This window comes from Hankyongella ginsenosidimutans (assembly GCF_005144965.1).
In the GTDB taxonomy this organism is placed as follows: domain Bacteria; phylum Pseudomonadota; class Alphaproteobacteria; order Sphingomonadales; family Sphingomonadaceae; genus Hankyongella; species Hankyongella ginsenosidimutans.
In genome coordinates this window covers 2527045-2542568 of record NZ_CP039704.1, presented here as the reverse complement: position 1 = coordinate 2542568, position 15524 = coordinate 2527045, and the positions used below count along the sequence as shown (strand labels likewise).

Genomic DNA, 15524 nt, shown 5'->3' with positions numbered 1-15524 from the left:
TGGCGGCCACACAGTCTCTGACCCCGGAAGCGCCGGCTGTATGTTTCAAGCATACAGTAGATGGACGGCTGAAGACGAATTTCGAGCTGGTGGCAGAGACGCTGCTGGCGCGCATGGCGGACTGGCCTCTGGTCACACCGCTGGCTGTCCGGTTCGAAGTCAACGGGCAGATTTACGCTGTCGCCGTCATGCCATCGGAGACCGGCGCCATGCTGGAGGTTCGCGGCGTCATCGGCGCGGTGCCCTTCACAATCGAGGATAGCGCCGCGCGCACGCATGTTCTGCGTACCCTTGGCCAGAACGGCGCGCGCGACCTTGGTCTCCATCCACGCCGGCCATGTGGTGATGCGCTACAGCCGCAGGATCGACGACGACTTCACCCTGCGCGTCCTGCTGGGTGAAGTCTGCACCGCGATCCTCAGTGCCACCAGCGCCCTGCGTCCGCTGGCGAAGGCCTTGCGTGCCTCGGCACCGGATGCACTGATCTCCAGCCTTCACTAGACCCGGCCAGCGCCAGCGCTTCTGCAAGTACCGGGCAGCCTCAATCGACCCAGTCCCGGGCAAGGCGCTTGCTGGCCAGCCCATAGAGCGCAGCGGCGACCAGATAAAAACTCAACACGATCAGAATGGCGTAGCGCAGGGACTCGTCGCCAAAGCGTGCCGCCATCGCCGTCGAAATCGCGCCGATCAGGGCGCTGCCGACGCCAAGGCCGATCAGGTTGTTGATGAGCAGGAAGGCCGCCGACGCCGTCGCACGCGCACGCGGCTCGACCAGAGACTGCACCGCCGTCAGAACCGGCCCGAGCCAGACCAGCGACAAGGCCTGCGGCAGGAGCAGCAGCACAAAGGCCAGAGTCAGCGACGGCGTCATGATGGCGAGGGCGTAAAGGGGGCTGCGACCAGAAACGCCAGCGCTGGCACGCGGGCATAGGCGCCGCGATTCGTACGTCCGAGCCGGTCGCCGAGCATGCCGCCAAGCATGACCCCGGCAACCCCGCCAACCAGCAGGATCATGCCGTAAAACTGGCCGACTTGGGTGAGCTCCAGCCCATGGCTGCGCTTCAGGAACGACGGCAGCCAGAACAACAGGCCATAACCGACCATCGAATTCATGCCGCCGCCAAAGCTCAGCAGCCAGAAGCTGGGCTTGCGGGCAAGTGTCGTCATCACGGCACCAAAGCCCGGCGCGTCGGCATGCAGCTGGACGGGGCGCGCAGGCTCCCGCACCACCAGCCGGAAAAACGGGGCGACTAGAACGCCCAGGAGCCCAATGGCGATAAACGCGGTGCGCCAGTTGAACGTCTGGGCGATCCAGCCCCGAACATAACCCCGCCGCCGAGCCAAGCGGGATGCCGAGCGAATAGATCGCCAACGCCCGCGCGCGCATGGTTTGCGGGAATATATCCGAGATCAGGGCATAGGACGGCGCAACGCCACCCGCCTCCCCAACGCCGACACCGAGGCGCGACAGGAAAAGCTGCGTGTAGTTCGTCGCCAGACCGCACAGCGCCGTGAAGCCGCTCCATAAGCCCAGCGAGACAGTTATGATCCAGGTACGGCTCCAGCGGTCCGCCAGCCGGGCGATTGGCACCGCCAGGGTCGTGTAGAAAAGTGCGAAAGCCAGCCCGCCGAGCAGCCCCATTTTGCCATCGCTGATCGCCAGTTCCTTCTGGATCGGCACGGCAAGGATGCTGATGATCTGACGGTCGACGAAATTGAGGATATAGACCAGCAGCAGCATCGCCAGCATGGCGTAGGAGCGCGGGCTCGCAGATTGGGTCACGCAGGCTTAATCCTTGATGAGGTTGTGGCGCGGTTCATGCCGCCGGCGTGCACCGATGTCCAGCCGGCGGGCTGCCGCGCGCTACCCTCAGCCGCGCGCGGCTTCTCCGCGAGGAGAACCTCAGAACTTCAAGCCAATCGACCCGGTAATCGTGCGCGGGTCGCCATAGAAGGCGGTTATCACGCCTTCCCGGCCAAGCGTTGGTGTGAAGGTGCCATTCGGGTTGATATTCACGAAATTATAGCCGGCGACAATATAACGCTTGTCGGTGATGTTGCGGCCATGCAGCCCGATGGAGACGCCGCCGCTCTGCGAGGTCCAGACCAGGCTGGCGTTCCAGAGAATATAGCCCGGCTGGTCGAGGAACGGGTTTGGTGTTTCGAACTGGCTGGTGCTGCTACGATAGGAGACCGTGTTCGCCAGCGACAGGTCACCATCGCTCAGCAGCTTGAGCGGCGTCGCCAGCGTCAAAGTCGAACTTGCGGTCCACTTCGGCGTATTCTGGAACGTACGTTGGTCGGCAACGTCGTTACCGAATGCGTCGATGAACTCCTGATATTCGGCATCGATGTAGCCGAGGGTCCAACTCAGGTCCGCCTTGGTGTCAGCGCCCGCGAAGTCACGCGCGAGCTTGGCGTTGCCCTCAAGCTCGACCCCGTAGAGGCGGGCACGGCCGGCGTTGGAGGTGATGCCGACGAAGCTGTCGTTCACGCCGTCGCCGTTGCTGTCGAAACCGACGGAGCCAGGAATCTGAACATCGCTGTAGTTCGAGCGGAAGCCAGCCAGCGCTAGCGTCAGCGCCGATCAAACAGCGAGGCTTTCCAGCCGATTTCGTAGGTCGTCACCTGCTCCGGGTCGAACGACAGGAATTCGAAAATTTCGTCCGCCGAGCGCACGCCATCGCGGTTGAAGTCCGGCGTCGCAGTGGTCTGGCCGCGCGGGTCGAAGCCGCCGCCCTTGAAGCCCTGTGAGAACGAGAAGTAGATGTTGTGATCGTTGTTGGGCTTCCAGGCGAGCGAGGCGCGCGGCGTGAAGTCCTTGAAGGTGCGCGATCCGTCGAAATCGGAGGTCACAGCGATCTGCGTGCCGGTCCCGCCCAGATCCGGGCTCGCCCCGCCAATGAAGGTGCGTCGCAGGATGCGCGAGTCCCGGCGGTCGTTGGTGAAGCGGCCGCCGACCGAGAGCGAGAACTGCTCCAGGAAATCATAGGTCGCATCAAAGAAGATCGACCAGGTCTTGGTGTCGACATCGCCAAGCGTATTGGCGTTGAGGCCCGGAAGTCCAAGCAGAGCCCCGTGTTCGCCAGGATCACATCGAAGACGTTGAAGGCGTTGGCGTCGAGGTAATAGAAACCGACCAACCCCGAAAGGCTGTCGCTTTCATAAAGAAGCTGGAATTCCTCCGAAGTCTGGCGGTTGCGGTAGATCGTAGGAACGTCGACGTCGGCGGACGGCAGGCTGTCGAAGTCGATCGGCGTGGTCGTATTGTCCTGGCGATAGGCGAGAATGTTGCGCAGCTTGATCGCGTCGGTCGCCTGATATTCGACCAGGAACGATGCGCCCTTGGCGTTGACGTGCTGCTCGGGACTGTTGAGTCCGGCCCGGGTGTCATAGGCGCTCGGCAGAACCGGCGCGCCGGTGAGCTGGCCAGGGATCAGGCGGGCGCCGTTGCGCGGGTTGGAACTGTCGTCGACAATATCGCCGGTCAGGCGGATGAACAGGCCGTCGATCGGGTCGGCTTCCAGCGAGATGCGCCCGGCGATCACATCCTTGTCGTAATTCTCGATCCCGAGGTTGATGTTCTCGCCATAGCCCTTGCGGTTAAGGGTCGCCACGGCGCCGCCGATGCGCAGCCAACTGGTGAGCGGCGCGCTGGCGTTGCCGACGACATCGATCTGACCGTAGGTGCCGATGTTGGTGCGGATGCCAGCCTCGAACTCGTTGGAGAGGCGCTTGGTGACATATTTGACCGCGCCGCCTATGGTGTTGCGGCCATAGAGCGTGCCCTGCGGACCGCGTAGAACCTCGATGCGTTCAAGCTCGTACACGTCGAGCACCGAGGCCTGCGGCCGGTTCAGATACACATCGTCGATATAGATGCCCACCCCGGCTTCGAAGCCGGCAACCGGGTCCTGCTGGCCGACGCCGCGGATGAAAGCAGTGATCGTGCTGTTGGTGCCGCGGGAGACTTCCAGCGTCAGGTTCGGCGTGGTCTCGGAGATGCTGGTGATGTCGCGGATGCCGGCGTTCAGCAGCGCATCGCCCGAGTAGGCGGTCACGGCGATCGGCACGTCCAGCAACTGCTCGTCACGCCGGCGCGCGGAAACGATGATGGTGTCCAGCTCAGTATCGCTGCTCGCAGATGCCTGATCCGGTGCAGTCTGCGCCTGTGCGACAGGGCCGGAAAGCGCCAGCATGGCGACGCCGGACAGCAGGCAGGCGAGTTTATGGGTGTTTGTCATGTCGTTCTCCCCAAGGGCTATTTTTGTGCGGTGGTCGCGAGGAACGCGCGCACGTCAGGCAGTGTGCGTTCCGGCGCTTCTTCTTGCGGCGCGTGGCCGACATTCTCGTAGACTTGCAACTGCGAACCCTTGATGGCGGCCGCCATGCGGTGCGCCTGCTCGACCGGGATCACAGCATCCTTGTCACCCCACAGGATGAGGGTCGGAACAGCGATCTTTTCAAGGTCCGCTTCCGGGTCCGGCAGCGTGAATTTCTCCAGATGCCCGATCAGCGCATCACCGTTACCCGGCTGGGTCATCATCTTCCGGATCGTGTCGAAACGATCAGGCGTCAGGCGGCTGATGTCAGAATAGACCCGCGCAAGCGATGCACGCAGACCAGCCTCCGGCACGCTCGTCAGGTAAGCGCGCATGAAGTCCGGCACCGGCACCGGCTTATCGGTGACGCCGTTGATCGAATAGGCGGCCGCGTCGACCAGGATCAGCCGCTCGACCGCTTCCGGATGGGCGACCGCATAGCGCCACGCCAAAAGCCCGCCGAAACTGTTTCCGATCAGCGTTGCGTGCTTGATACCAAGCTGTTGCATCAACAGGTGGTGGAACGCCACGCGTTCGTCCGGCGAATAGCGCTGCTGCGGATCCGGGCCGCTTAGCCCATGACCGAGCAGATCGTAGCGGACGATGCGGTAATCCTGGCGCAGGTCGGCCGCCCAGGCGTCCCAGCTTTCCAGACTGAAGGTGAAGCCATGCACCATCACCAGCAGCGGAGCATCCGCCGGACCCTCCGTCCGCACACGCACACGGGCACCGGCGACATCCAGGAACTGCTCGCTGAACGCAGCGCTTTGGGCCGCTACGGCAAGTTCCTCTGCGGCAAAAGCGCGGTCGGTTGCCATCTGTGAAATGCAGGCGCCAATCAAAACCGCCAGCAGGGCGTTTTTCACGCGTTACTCCCCAACGATAGCAGTTGCTTCCAATGCTTATTTTTCAGCTATTTTAACACGCCCCGGGCGGCGTCGATGACGCGAGCGCGCAAGTCAGTCAGGACAATTTCGCTCAAAAATTTGATGGAACGGGGCTGAGCGTCTCGCGATACTGGTGCGGTGTGATCTCGTTCCAGGCATGGAAGGCCCGCGCGAAGCTGCGTGCATCCGAAAACCCAGGGCGTCCGCGGTGTCGGCAAGGCTCATGCCCTCGGCCAGCATACGGCGCGCGGCCATATTGAGATGCTCGGCGCGCAGGTCGCGATAGCTGGTATTCTCCTCCGTCAAGCGGCGCCTGAGCGTGGCGACGCTGCAGCCCAGAAGCTGGGCGACCTCTTCCTGGGCCGCAGCCCCTTGCCCCATGAGCGCCAGAACCTTCTGCGCGACGCTGCGCTCACCCGGTTCCGGCGGCGCCATGTGCTCCAGCGCCCGCGCGACGCCGCCGTAGACCGTGCGGGCGGACAGGATGGCGCTGTGGCCGGCATCGATGGGAATCGCTGCAGCGGACGCGGAGTAGAAAACCGCATAGGAATCCGCTGCATAGCGGATCGGTGCCCCAATAGTCCAGATGCGGCTGATGCCCCTGCGCGGGTGGGCGGCGCGTTCTGAGCGCATGGGGTGCAAGTGGGGCCTCCGCCATGGACGCAAGGATCACATGCAACAGCACCAGAAGGCATTCGAGCGTGAACATCACGAACTGCGCGTCGTGGCCGGGGGCGTAGGGGAAACCGCTATCATCGATGATATAGGCGATTTGCCCGGCCCGGCGCTGGACGAGGTTATATTTGCTTCCGTGGAGGATGTTGTAAACAGTGGCGACCGCGTTCAGTGCCTGCTCGACGGTTCGGCAGTCGTGCAGGCGTGCCTGCACCAGATCGGACGCTCCGACCAGCAACGGCCGCTGCGAAACCCGCAGCGTCTCGTCGCCAGCGCGCACGCAGACATATTCACAGAGCCGGAAATATGCAGATAGCGGTGCTTGCGCCGTACCGGGCGCTTGAAACAAGTCCGCCGGCAAGCCGCAGGAGTCAAGCGCCTGGCGGCTGTCGTGACCCATCGCGCGCAACATCGCCGCAAAAGGCGTGAGATGTGCCACGTAAACCTGGGGGCGATGCGTGTGCTATCCAGCATGATACCCATGGTAATATCGCGGCTTGGGATTCACCATGCAATCGACGCGAAAATCCACGTCCTGCGATTGTTGTTTTATAGTGTTGCGCATTGAGCGCACGCGGCGCAGCATCCTTGGTGGATTTGATCTGAATCAATCCGCGTTTCTTCGTTACCTCTATCCGTTCCCGATGTGACACCATAAGCGAGAGTCGCCCATGCCGTTCGCGCAGTCGAAGATACACATCGATCCATTGTCAATCAGCCTGGCAGCGGGGCTTGGCGTGCTGTTGAGCGTTGCCGCCTGCGCGCTTGCCTGCGGCTATGCGCCTGACGCCCTGATGGTCAGCCTGTGCACCGCCCATGGGCGCGCGATACTGCTGATCGATCCGCAAACCGGGGCGGCGCTGAACGGCATCGAAGCGCTGGCGGCGCAGATTTGCCCGCACTGCGCGCTGGTTGGCGCAAGCGGCGGCGCGGCAATGGCCTGGCTCGCGGCACGCACGCGCTTGACCCACATCAAGGCGTACGCCGCTCTTTGAGACCACAGACAACGCAATACCATAAACCGGGGCCCCATGCAGACCTTGCCTACCCTCACCCATCCCAAGCCCGGCGCTTTCCCCGCGTCGTCCACGCTGGCCACAGTGGTCGCCGGGGTGGCAGGGCTGTTCGCGCTCTGGATCGCCGGCAACGCAAGTGCCGCCGTCATGCAGTTCCACATGCTGCTGATCGCGCTGTTCTGCTATGCGGCGACCTTCTATATCCCAGCTAAAGGCATCACCGTCCCGCAGGTGAACGCTGACGGCACGCCGAACTACAATGAAGCGATCGTGCGCGCCGGGGTGTGGGCCTCGACATTCTGGGGCGTGGTCGGGTTCCTGGTCGGCCTGGTCATCGCGATCCAGCTCGCCTTTCCGACCTTCAGCCTGGACATCCCGGCCACCACCTTCGGCCGCCTTCGACCGCTGCACACCAGCGCCGTGATCTTTGCCTTTGGTGGCAATGTGCTGCTGATGACGTCGTTCTACGTCGTTCAGCGAACCTGCCAGGCGCGGCTGGCCGGGCGTCTGGCGCCTTGGTTCGTGTTCTGGGGCTATCAACTGTTCATCGTGCTGGCGGCGACCGGCTACGTCATGGGGTCACCCAGTCCAAGGAATATGCCGAGCCGGAATGGTATGTCGATCTGTGGCTGACGATCGTCTGGGTCGTCTATCTGCTGGTGTTCCTCGGCACGATCCTGAAGCGCAAGGAACCGCACATCTACGTCGCCAACTGGTTCTACCTGGCGTTCATCGTGACCATCGCCATGCTGCACCTGGTCAACAACGCCGCGATCCCGCTGTCGCTCTACAGTCCGCACTCGGTCATCCTGTGGTCCGGGGTGCAGGACGCCATGATCCAGTGGTGGTACGGCCATAATGCGGTCGGTTTCTTCCTGACCGCCGGCTTCCTCGCCATCATGTATTATTTCGTGCCCAAGCGCGCGGAGCGGCCGGTTTACTCCTACCGCCTGTCGATCATCCACTTCTGGGCGCTGATTTTCCTCTATATCTGGGCAGGGCCGCACCACCTGCACTTCACCGCGTTGCCGGATTGGGCGCAGACGCTGGGTATGACCTTCTCTATAATGCTCTGGATGCCGTCCTGGGGCGGGATGATCAACGGCCTGATGACCCTGTCCGGTGCCTGGGACAAGCTGCGCACCGACCCGGTCATCCGCTTCCTGTTCACGTCGGTCGCCTTCTACGGCATGTCGACCTTCGAAGGGCCGCTGATGTCGGTCAAGGAGGTCAACTCGCTCAGCCACTATACGGACTGGACCATCGGCCACGTGCACTCGGGTGCGCTCGGCTGGGTCGGTTTCGTGTCGTTCGGCGCACTCTACTGCCTGGTGCCGTGGCTGTACCGCCGCAAGGAACTGTACAGCATGCGCCTGGTCGAGTGGCACTTCTGGATCGCTTCCATCGGTATCGTTCTTTACATGGTCTCCATGTGGTTTGCCGGCATCACGCAGGGATTGCTGTGGCGCGCCTACGACAACCTCGGCTTCCTGGAGTATTCCTTCATCGAGACCGTGGCGCAGCTTCACCCCTACTATCTGGTGCGTGCGCTCGGCGGCCTGCTGTTCGTCGTTGGCTCGCTCATCATGGCCTACAACCTGTGGATGACGGCGCGGCTCGGCGTTGCGGAACAGCGCGATCGCCGGATGCAGCCGCCGGCCAGCCTGCAGCCCGCTGAATAAGGATCAACCCCATGAAGTTCTCACACGCCATTTTTGAAAAGCACTCGTTCATCCTGCTGGTGGGTATCCTGATCGTGGTGGCGATCGGCGGGATCGTCGAGATCGTGCCGCTGTTCCTGATCAACACCACGATCGAGAAGGTCGAGGGCATGCGCCCCTACACGCCGCTCGAGCTGGTCGGCCGGCAGATCTACGTCCGCGAGGGCTGCTACAACTGCCACAGCCAGATGATCCGTGCTTTGCGCTCGGAGGTCGATCGCTACGGCCACTACAGTCTGGCGGCCGAGAGCATGTACGATCACCCATTCCAATGGGGTTCAAAGCGCACCGGCCCGGACCTCGCGCGGGTCGGCGGCAAGTACTCGGACGAATGGCAGCGCCTGCATATGGAAGACCCGCGGCAGGTCGTGCCGGAGTCGATCATGCCCAACTACGCCTACCTGAACGAGCGCACGCTCGACACGGAAGACCTGGTTAACCTGCTGAATGCGAACCGGCTGGCCGGCGTGCCCTACAGCAAGGAGATGATCGCCGAGGCCAAGGCCGATCTGGCGCTTCAGGCCGATCCCGACGGCGACGCCACGGCGCTCGCCAAGCGCTATCCCAAGGTGAATGTGCGCGACTTCGACGGCGACCCCACCCGTGTGACCGAGATGGACGCCCTGATCGCCTATCTGCAGATGCTCGGCACGCTGGTCGACGTCAACGCAGCCGGCCTCGAAGCCAAAGTCCAGCAGTAAGGAGGCGCACATGACCTACGAGAGTCTTCGCACCTTCGGTGCCACGGCAGGCCTGCTGATCCTGGTCGCGGGCTTCATCGTCGCGGTAATTTACGCGCTCTGGCCCGGAAACCGCCGCAAGTTCGAGCGTGCTGCCCACCTTCCCATGCTGTCTGACAAGGAATAGCCGCCATGGCCGAACACGAGAAAGAAATCGACACCGTTACTGGCCGCGCGACCACCGGACACGAATGGGATGGCCTGAAAGAGCTCAATACGCCGCTGCCGAAGTGGTGGCTCTATACCTTCTATGTGTCGATCATAGGCTCGATCGTCTATTATTTCTTCTTCCCCGCCTGGCCGATTCCCACGCCGGACGGCTGGCGCGCAACAGCGGGTTCGCTTGGCTACTCGCAACGCGCAACCGTGACCCAGGAGCTGAAGGACGAAGCCGCAAAGCGCGCGGACGCTATCAATGCGATCGCCAGTCAGAGTTTCGAGCAGATCGAGAAAAACCCGAACCTGCTGGAAGTCGCGCAGGCCGGCGGCCGCATCGCCTTCAAGGAAAATTGCGCACCCTGCCACGGCACCGGCGCACAGGGCGGCAAGGGCTTCCCGAACCTCAACGATGACGACTGGCTCTGGGGCGGCAAGGTGGAGGATATTCATACCACCCTGCTGCACGGCATCCGCTGGGATCAGGATGCGGACACGCGCGTCAGCGCCATGCCGGCATTCGGAAAGACGGCGTGCTGAGCACGGCACAGATCGAGGATGTGACGGACTATGTGCTGTCGCTGTCGAGACAGAAACACAACATGGCAGGCGCACAGCGCGGCGCGGCAATTTTCGCCGAGCAATGCGTCGCCTGCCATGGCGAGACCGGTAAGGGAACCGCGAGTTCGGCGCCCGAACCTTACCGACGCCATCTGGCTGTACGGCAAACAGCGCGCCGATATCGTCTACACCATCGCCAACGCGCGCAATGGCCGCATGCCGGCGTGGAAGACACGCCTCGATCCGGTAACGATCAAGCAACTCGCCATCTATATCCATACGCTGGGTGGCGGGGAACCGACGAACGCCCAGGCCGCCGAGGCGGCGGGAATTCCGGAGACCCAAGGAAAGCTGTGAGCATGAACGCGCCGGTCAACACGGACGATACCCGGCTCTACGAAGAGCACCGCAAGGTCTATCCCAAAGCGGTCAAGGGTACGTATCGTAAATTGAAGTGGGTGATCATGAGCGTCCTGCTCGCGATCTACTACATCACGCCCTGGATTCGCTTCGATCGCGGCCCGAATGCGCCGGACCAGGCGATCCTGCTCGACCTTGGCACCCGGCGCTTCTACTTCTTCTTCGCCGAAATCTGGGCGCAGGAGGTGTATTACTTCGCCGGCGCGATGGTGGTGGCGGCCCTTGGGCTGTTTCTCGTCACATCCATGGTGGGGCGCGCCTGGTGCGGCTACGCTTGCCCGCAGACAGTCTGGACCGACCTGTTCGTGCACGTGGAGCGCTGGATCGAGGGTGATCGCTCGGCACGCATCCGGCTCGACAAGGGCGGCTGGTCGCTGGACAAGCTGCGCAAGAAAATCGCCAAGCATGGCATTTGGCTGCTAATCTCGGTCGCAACCGGCGGGGCGTGGATTTTTACTTCACCGATGCGCCGACGCTGCTGGGTCAGCTGCTGCACGGGACCGCCCCACTCGGCGCCATATTCTTCATCGGCCTGTTCACCGGGACCACGTATCTGCTCGGCGGGCTCGCGCGCGAGCAAGTGTGCATCTACATGTGCCCGTGGCCGCGTATCCAGGGGCGCTGCTCGACAGCGAGTCCCTGCTGGTCTCCTACAAGCCGGAGCGGGGCGAGCCGCGCGGCCCGATCCGCAAGCATGCAGCGCCGGACGCTGCACCGCAGGGCGATTGCATCGACTGCAAGGCCTGCGTCCAAGTCTGCCCAACCGGCACGGATATCCGCGAAGGGCCGCAACTCTCCTGCATCCAGTGCGCGTTATGCATCGACGCCTGCGACGAGATCATGGATAAGGTGGGTCGCCCGCGCGGGCTCATCAACTACGACAGCTTCAAGAATACGGAGCGCCGCGCGCAGGGCCTGCCGCAGAAACTGGCGTTCGTGCGCACGCGCACCATCGTTTACATGACCCTGATCGGCTTTGTCAGCTCGGTGCTGATGTGGGCGTTCCTCAACAGGACGACCGCCGATCTGGCGCTGCAACCGGAGCGCAACCCGCTGTACGTGCTGCTGTCCGACGGCGGTATTCGCAACACCTATACCGTGCATGTGCTCAACAAACAGACATCCCCGCGCACCTTCGCGATCAGCCTGCAGGGCTTGCCTGGCGCGCAGATGCGCTGGAACGACGGCCGCGACGGACTGAAGGTCGAAGTTCCGGCGGATCTGGAGGAAACCGGCCGTCTGTTCGTCACCCTGCCCGCCGAGGCGGCGCAATCGGCGTTCAAGGATGGTGCGGCGACTGGTCGTCTTGTGCTGACTGATGAATTCGGTGCAAGCGTTACAGCAGAACTGCTGATGCGGGGACCCAAAGGATGACCGCTGCCAAACCCCTGACCGGCCGCGCCGTGCTATTGATGGTGCTGGCGTTTTCGCGGTCATCATTGGCGTCAATGTCTTGATGACTACGCTGGCGATCGAGACCTTCGACGGGCTGGATCAGCAGGACGCGTATCGAAAAGGACGCGATTACAATCAGGTGCTCGCCGAACAGCGCGCCGAGGCGGCCCTTGGGTGGTCGACGCAAATCACCTCACGGATCGCCGACCCTGCGCGCAGGACGGTCGAGCTGACTCTGAGCGTCGCCGGCGCGCGCGGCGGCGCCGTGCTCGGCCTTGTGATCGAAGGCACGCTCAAGCGCCCGACCAACGCCGCGCTTGATACGCCAATCGCATTTACGCCGCTCGGCGCGGGGCGCTACCTGGCACAGGTGACATTGCCGGCCTGGGGCGCTGGAGCCTGGCGGTCAGCGCGCGCGAAGGCAGTGCGCATGCCCGCATCGCCCAGGACTTGCTGATCACGCCATGACCACCCTTGAGCTTGTGGTGCCCGGCATGCATTGCGCGGGCTGCCTGAGCAAGGTCGAGCGGGCCTTGCGCACGGCGCGGGCGTGCTGGCGGCCCGCGCCAACTTGTCGACGCGCCGGGTCCGTATCGACAGCGAGGCGGAGCTTAGCGAAGAATCCTGCCTGTCGGCGCTGGCGGCGGTCGGCTTCGATGCCCGACCGTACCGGAACGCCCAGACCGGCGATCTGACCGCGCAGGAGGGCAAACGGCTGGTGCAGGCGCTTGGCGTCGCCGGCTTCGCCATGATGAACGTCATGCTGTTCTCGATCGCCATCTGGTCCGGCTCGGACATGGATGCCGCGACCCGCGCCCTGTTTCACTGGCTGTCGGCCCTGGTCGCCATACCCGCCATCGCCTATGCCGGCCAGCCGTTCTTCCGGTCCGCCTGGCGGGCTCTGCGCCGCCGCAGTACGAATATGGATGTGCCGATCTCGGTCGGCGTGCTGCTGACCACCGGTGCCAGCCTGTTCCAGACCGTGCGCGGCGGGCATTACGCCTATTTCGACGCCGCCGTCATGCTGCTGTTTTTCCTGCTGGTCGGGCGTGTGTTCGATCACCGGCTGCGCGCCCGCGCCTTCTCGGCGGCACAGGCGCTGCTGAAAGCGCAGGCGCTGAAAGCGCAGGTCATCCGGGCGGACGGCGGCCGGGAATGGCTGGCGATCGATGCGGTGACGCCCGGCATGGCGCTGGCGCTGGCGGCCGGTGAGAGCCTGGGTGTCGATGCACGGGTGCTCTCCGGCGTCAGTGACGTCGATACCGCGCTGGTGACCGGCGAGAGCGCGCCGCAAGCCGTAGCACCTGGGGACGAATTGTCATCAGGCGTCGTCAATCTGAGTGCCCCTGGTCGTCGAGGCGCTGCGCCCGGCATCCCGGAGCCTGCTTGCCGAACTGGTACGCCTGATGGAACAGGCGGAGCAGGGCCGCGCCGGACTGGTTCGCCTCGCGGACCGGGTCGCGCGGCTCTATACGCCGGTGGTCCATCTCGGCGCCGCGCTCACCTTCGCCGGCTGGATACTGGCCGGGCAGCCTTGGCATCCCGCGCTCATGGCGGCAGTCGCGGTGCTCATCATCACCTGCCCCTGTGCGCTCGGGCTTGCGGTTCCTGCCGCCCAGGTGGCGGCCGTCGGGCGGCTGATGCGGCGCGGCGTCATCGTCAAGTCCGGCGATGCACTGGAGCGCCTCGCCGCCGTCGATACCGTGGTGTTCGACAAAACCGGCACCCTGACGACCGGCGCGCTGACGCTGGTGAGCCAGCCCTGCCCCGAGGTTCATGCCCTGGCCGCAGCCCTGGCCGTGCACAGCCGGCACCCTTTGTCGCGGGCGCTGGCGGGCAGCGCGCCCGAGCATCTGCCGGCGGCAACGGCTATCCTTGAGGTGCCGGGGTGCGGCGTCGAGGGCGATATCGGCGGCCGGCGCTACCGGCTCGGCCGGCCGGACTGGGTCGGCGCGCCCATGCCGGACCACCCAGGCCCGGCGCTGGCGTTCGGTGGCGACGACCAGCCTCCGCGCCTTTTCCTGTTCCAGGACCGCCCGCGGCCCGATGCGCGTGAGGCCATCCGCGTGCTGCAATCCCGTGGCTACGCGGTCGCGCTGCTGTCCGGCGACCGCCCGGAAGCCGTGGTGGCAGCGGCGGCTGAAGCCGGGATCGAGCAAGTTCACGCGGGCGCTACGCCACTCGACAAGCAGGCGCACCTCGCGCAGCTCGAGCGGGATGGGCATCGGGTCCTGATGGTCGGGGATGGCCTGAACGACGCCGCAGCGCTGCGCACGGCGCATGTCGCCATGTCACCGGGCTCCGCCACCGATCTCGCGCAGACCGCCGCCGACATCGTGTTTCAGGACGGTGCGCTGATGTCGGTCGTCGAGGCGCTGGAGACCGCCGGACGCACGGCCGGATCGTGCGCCAGAACTTTGCCCTGGCGATCGGCTACAATGTGCTGGCCGTGCCGCTTGCGGTCGCCGGGCTGGTAACGCCGCTTATCGCGGCACTGGCCATGTCGCTGTCGTCGATCCTGGTTACCGCCAACGCCTTGCGGCTGGGGCTGCGCCGGTGACGGGGCTGCTGATCCTCATCCCGGTGTCGCTGCTGATGGGGGCGGTGCTCTGGCAATCTTTTTGGGCCTTGCGCAGCGGCCAGTTCGACGATCCCGAAGGCGCCAGCCAGCGCATTCTCCTCGACGATGATGTGACGGGCGCGCCCTAGAGCGGCTTTCGATCTGACGCAATCAGATCGCCGCTCTATGTTTTTGTTTTGCCGCGATTTCTTAACCAGCAGATGAGTTCATCTGCTTGGAAATCGCTCTAATCGTTGGGTGCGGCCTTTCGCTCGCGGTTCTTGCGCGCCAGGATGTTCAGGAACTCGACGAAGCACGAGAACGCCATCGCCGCATAGACGAAGCCCTTCTCCACATGCACCTGGAAGCCTTCCGCGATCAGGGTCATGCCGATCATCAGCAGGAAGCTCAGCGCCAGCATCACCACTGTCGGATTTTTCGCGACGAAGTCGGCAAGCGGCCCTGACGCCAGCAGCATCACCGAGACCGCGACCAGCACCGCAATCACCATGATCGGCACATGGTGGGTCAGGCCGACAGCGGTGATAATGCTGTCGAGCGAAAACACCAGGTCGATGGCGATGATCTGGCCGATGATCGCCGCGAAGCTGCGCCCGGCCTGGCTGGTGTCGAAAACATCGTGCGACGGCACGGGGTCGACGTTGTGATGGATTTCCTTCGTCGCTTTCCAGACCAGGAACAGGCCGCCGGCGATGAGGATGAGATCACGCCAGGAAAAACCCTGCCCGAACAGCGTGATGACCGGCTCGGTCAGGAGCGCGATGAAGGCGACCAGGCTCAGCAGTGCCAGCCGCAGGATCAACGCCAGTCCGATCCCGATGCGGGCGCGCGCGGCCGGATATCCTCCGGCAGCTTGTTGGTCAGAATGGAAATGAAGATGAGGTTGTCGATCCCGAGCACCACCTCGAGGGCGATCAATGTCGCCAGCGCAACCCATGCGCCCGGATCGGAAAACAGCGTAATCAGCCCGTCCATTCAGCCCCTATTGTTACCGGGGAACTAGGACAGTGACAACCGAACTGCAAGACAAGGATGCCGACGGGTCGCGGT

General features: G+C 63.9%; 14 protein-coding genes and 7 pseudogenes. 13 read left to right on the top strand and 8 right to left on the bottom strand.

What is annotated here, in order from left to right; translation table 11 throughout:
• The first annotated feature begins 89 nt into the window (after window positions 1–89).
• Window positions 90–401, top strand: coding sequence for a hypothetical protein (locus E6W36_RS14955; RefSeq protein WP_222873101.1), 312 nt, complete (start codon window positions 90–92; stop codon window positions 399–401).
• Between the two features lie 140 nt (window positions 402–541).
• On the opposite strand, the pseudogene E6W36_RS14950 reads toward E6W36_RS14955, so the two are convergent.
• The 7 genes and pseudogenes from E6W36_RS14950 to E6W36_RS23740 form a co-directional block, all read right to left on the bottom strand.
• A pseudogene (locus tag E6W36_RS14950) lies at window positions 542–1750 on the bottom strand (spinster family MFS transporter).
• A 153-nt stretch (window positions 1751–1903) separates the two neighbouring features.
• Window positions 1904–2494: a TonB-dependent receptor domain-containing protein gene (locus E6W36_RS22385; RefSeq protein ID WP_342776693.1), complete on the bottom strand. Its 591-nt coding sequence runs from the start codon at window positions 2492–2494 to the stop codon at window positions 1904–1906.
• Between the two features lie 83 nt (window positions 2495–2577).
• Window positions 2578–3009, bottom strand: a complete 432-nt coding sequence (locus tag E6W36_RS22380; protein ID WP_342776895.1) for a TonB-dependent receptor domain-containing protein — start codon at window positions 3007–3009, stop codon at window positions 2578–2580.
• Between the two features lie 803 nt (window positions 3010–3812).
• A pseudogene (locus E6W36_RS22375) lies at window positions 3813–4199 on the bottom strand (TonB-dependent receptor plug domain-containing protein); the annotation flags it as partial.
• Window positions 4200–4261: 62 nt separating this feature from the next.
• Window positions 4262–5188 (bottom strand): alpha/beta fold hydrolase, encoded by a 927-nt coding sequence (locus tag E6W36_RS14940; RefSeq protein ID WP_222873100.1) that lies wholly within the window; start codon window positions 5186–5188, stop codon window positions 4262–4264.
• A gap of 93 nt (window positions 5189–5281) precedes the next feature.
• Window positions 5282–5644 carry a helix-turn-helix transcriptional regulator gene (locus E6W36_RS23745; RefSeq protein ID WP_222873099.1) on the bottom strand — a complete coding sequence of 121 codons (363 nt, stop codon included), beginning with the start codon at window positions 5642–5644 and terminating at the stop codon, window positions 5282–5284.
• The gene (locus E6W36_RS23740; RefSeq protein ID WP_222873098.1) at window positions 5622–6284 is read right to left on the bottom strand and encodes an AraC family transcriptional regulator ligand-binding domain-containing protein; all 663 of its coding nucleotides are present in this window, start codon (window positions 6282–6284) and stop codon (window positions 5622–5624) included. Before E6W36_RS23740 ends, E6W36_RS23745 begins: the two co-directional genes overlap by 23 nt.
• 271 nt (window positions 6285–6555) lie before the next feature.
• Between E6W36_RS23740 and E6W36_RS14925 the strand changes: the two genes are divergently transcribed.
• From E6W36_RS14925 to ccoS, 12 genes and pseudogenes are all read left to right on the top strand, one after another.
• Window positions 6556–6879 (top strand): hypothetical protein, encoded by a 324-nt coding sequence (locus E6W36_RS14925; protein WP_222873097.1) that lies wholly within the window; start codon window positions 6556–6558, stop codon window positions 6877–6879.
• A gap of 36 nt (window positions 6880–6915) precedes the next feature.
• Window positions 6916–8582, top strand: a pseudogene (gene ccoN / locus E6W36_RS14920) (cytochrome-c oxidase, cbb3-type subunit I).
• Window positions 8583–8593: 11 nt separating this feature from the next.
• A complete protein-coding gene (gene ccoO, locus E6W36_RS14915; RefSeq protein ID WP_222873096.1) occupies window positions 8594–9322 on the top strand; it encodes a cytochrome-c oxidase, cbb3-type subunit II in 729 nt (242 codons plus the stop codon).
• A 10-nt stretch (window positions 9323–9332) separates the two neighbouring features.
• Entirely contained in the window at window positions 9333–9488 is a 156-nt protein-coding gene (locus E6W36_RS14910) for a cbb3-type cytochrome c oxidase subunit 3 (protein WP_222873095.1), read from the top strand.
• A gap of 5 nt (window positions 9489–9493) precedes the next feature.
• Window positions 9494–10057, top strand: coding sequence for a cytochrome-c oxidase, cbb3-type subunit III (ccoP, locus tag E6W36_RS22370; protein WP_342776692.1), 564 nt, complete (start codon window positions 9494–9496; stop codon window positions 10055–10057).
• A gap of 62 nt (window positions 10058–10119) precedes the next feature.
• Window positions 10120–10755 (top strand): annotated as a pseudogene (locus E6W36_RS23735) (c-type cytochrome); the annotation flags it as partial.
• Between the two features lie 325 nt (window positions 10756–11080).
• A pseudogene (locus tag E6W36_RS23730) lies at window positions 11081–11323 on the top strand (4Fe-4S dicluster domain-containing protein); the annotation flags it as partial.
• Window positions 11324–11338: 15 nt separating this feature from the next.
• Window positions 11339–11872: a FixG Ig-like domain-containing protein gene (locus E6W36_RS14900; RefSeq protein WP_246047780.1), complete on the top strand. Its 534-nt coding sequence runs from the start codon at window positions 11339–11341 to the stop codon at window positions 11870–11872.
• 34 nt (window positions 11873–11906) lie between these two features.
• Complete coding sequence (locus E6W36_RS14895) at window positions 11907–12350, top strand: FixH family protein (protein WP_281277556.1); 444 nt, start codon at window positions 11907–11909, stop codon at window positions 12348–12350.
• 291 nt (window positions 12351–12641) lie between these two features.
• A pseudogene (locus tag E6W36_RS23725) lies at window positions 12642–13178 on the top strand (P-type ATPase actuator domain-containing protein); the annotation flags it as partial.
• A gap of 55 nt (window positions 13179–13233) precedes the next feature.
• On the top strand, window positions 13234–14370 hold the full coding sequence (locus E6W36_RS22350; protein ID WP_425459647.1) for an HAD-IC family P-type ATPase: 1137 nt from the start codon (window positions 13234–13236) through the stop codon (window positions 14368–14370).
• A 79-nt stretch (window positions 14371–14449) separates the two neighbouring features.
• Window positions 14450–14602 (top strand): cbb3-type cytochrome oxidase assembly protein CcoS, encoded by a 153-nt coding sequence (ccoS, locus tag E6W36_RS14885; RefSeq protein WP_222873092.1) that lies wholly within the window; start codon window positions 14450–14452, stop codon window positions 14600–14602.
• 98 nt (window positions 14603–14700) lie between these two features.
• On the opposite strand, the pseudogene E6W36_RS14880 reads toward ccoS, so the two are convergent.
• Window positions 14701–15449, bottom strand: a pseudogene (locus E6W36_RS14880) (TerC family protein).
• Between the last annotated feature and the right edge of the window lie 75 nt (window positions 15450–15524).

Coding starts and splice junctions, on each gene's coding strand:
- E6W36_RS23745 (WP_222873099.1), bottom strand. CDS start 5,644: ATGGCGCCGCCGGAACCGGGTGAGCGCAGCGTCGCGCAGAAGGTTCTG.
- E6W36_RS23740 (WP_222873098.1), bottom strand. CDS start 6,284: ATGGGTCACGACAGCCGCCAGGCGCTTGACTCCTGCGGCTTGCCGGCG.
- E6W36_RS14925 (WP_222873097.1), top strand. CDS start 6,556: ATGCCGTTCGCGCAGTCGAAGATACACATCGATCCATTGTCAATCAGC.
- ccoO (WP_222873096.1), top strand. CDS start 8,594: ATGAAGTTCTCACACGCCATTTTTGAAAAGCACTCGTTCATCCTGCTG.
- E6W36_RS14910 (WP_222873095.1), top strand. CDS start 9,333: ATGACCTACGAGAGTCTTCGCACCTTCGGTGCCACGGCAGGCCTGCTG.
- ccoP (WP_342776692.1), top strand. CDS start 9,494: ATGGCCGAACACGAGAAAGAAATCGACACCGTTACTGGCCGCGCGACC.
- E6W36_RS14900 (WP_246047780.1), top strand. CDS start 11,339: ATGGATAAGGTGGGTCGCCCGCGCGGGCTCATCAACTACGACAGCTTC.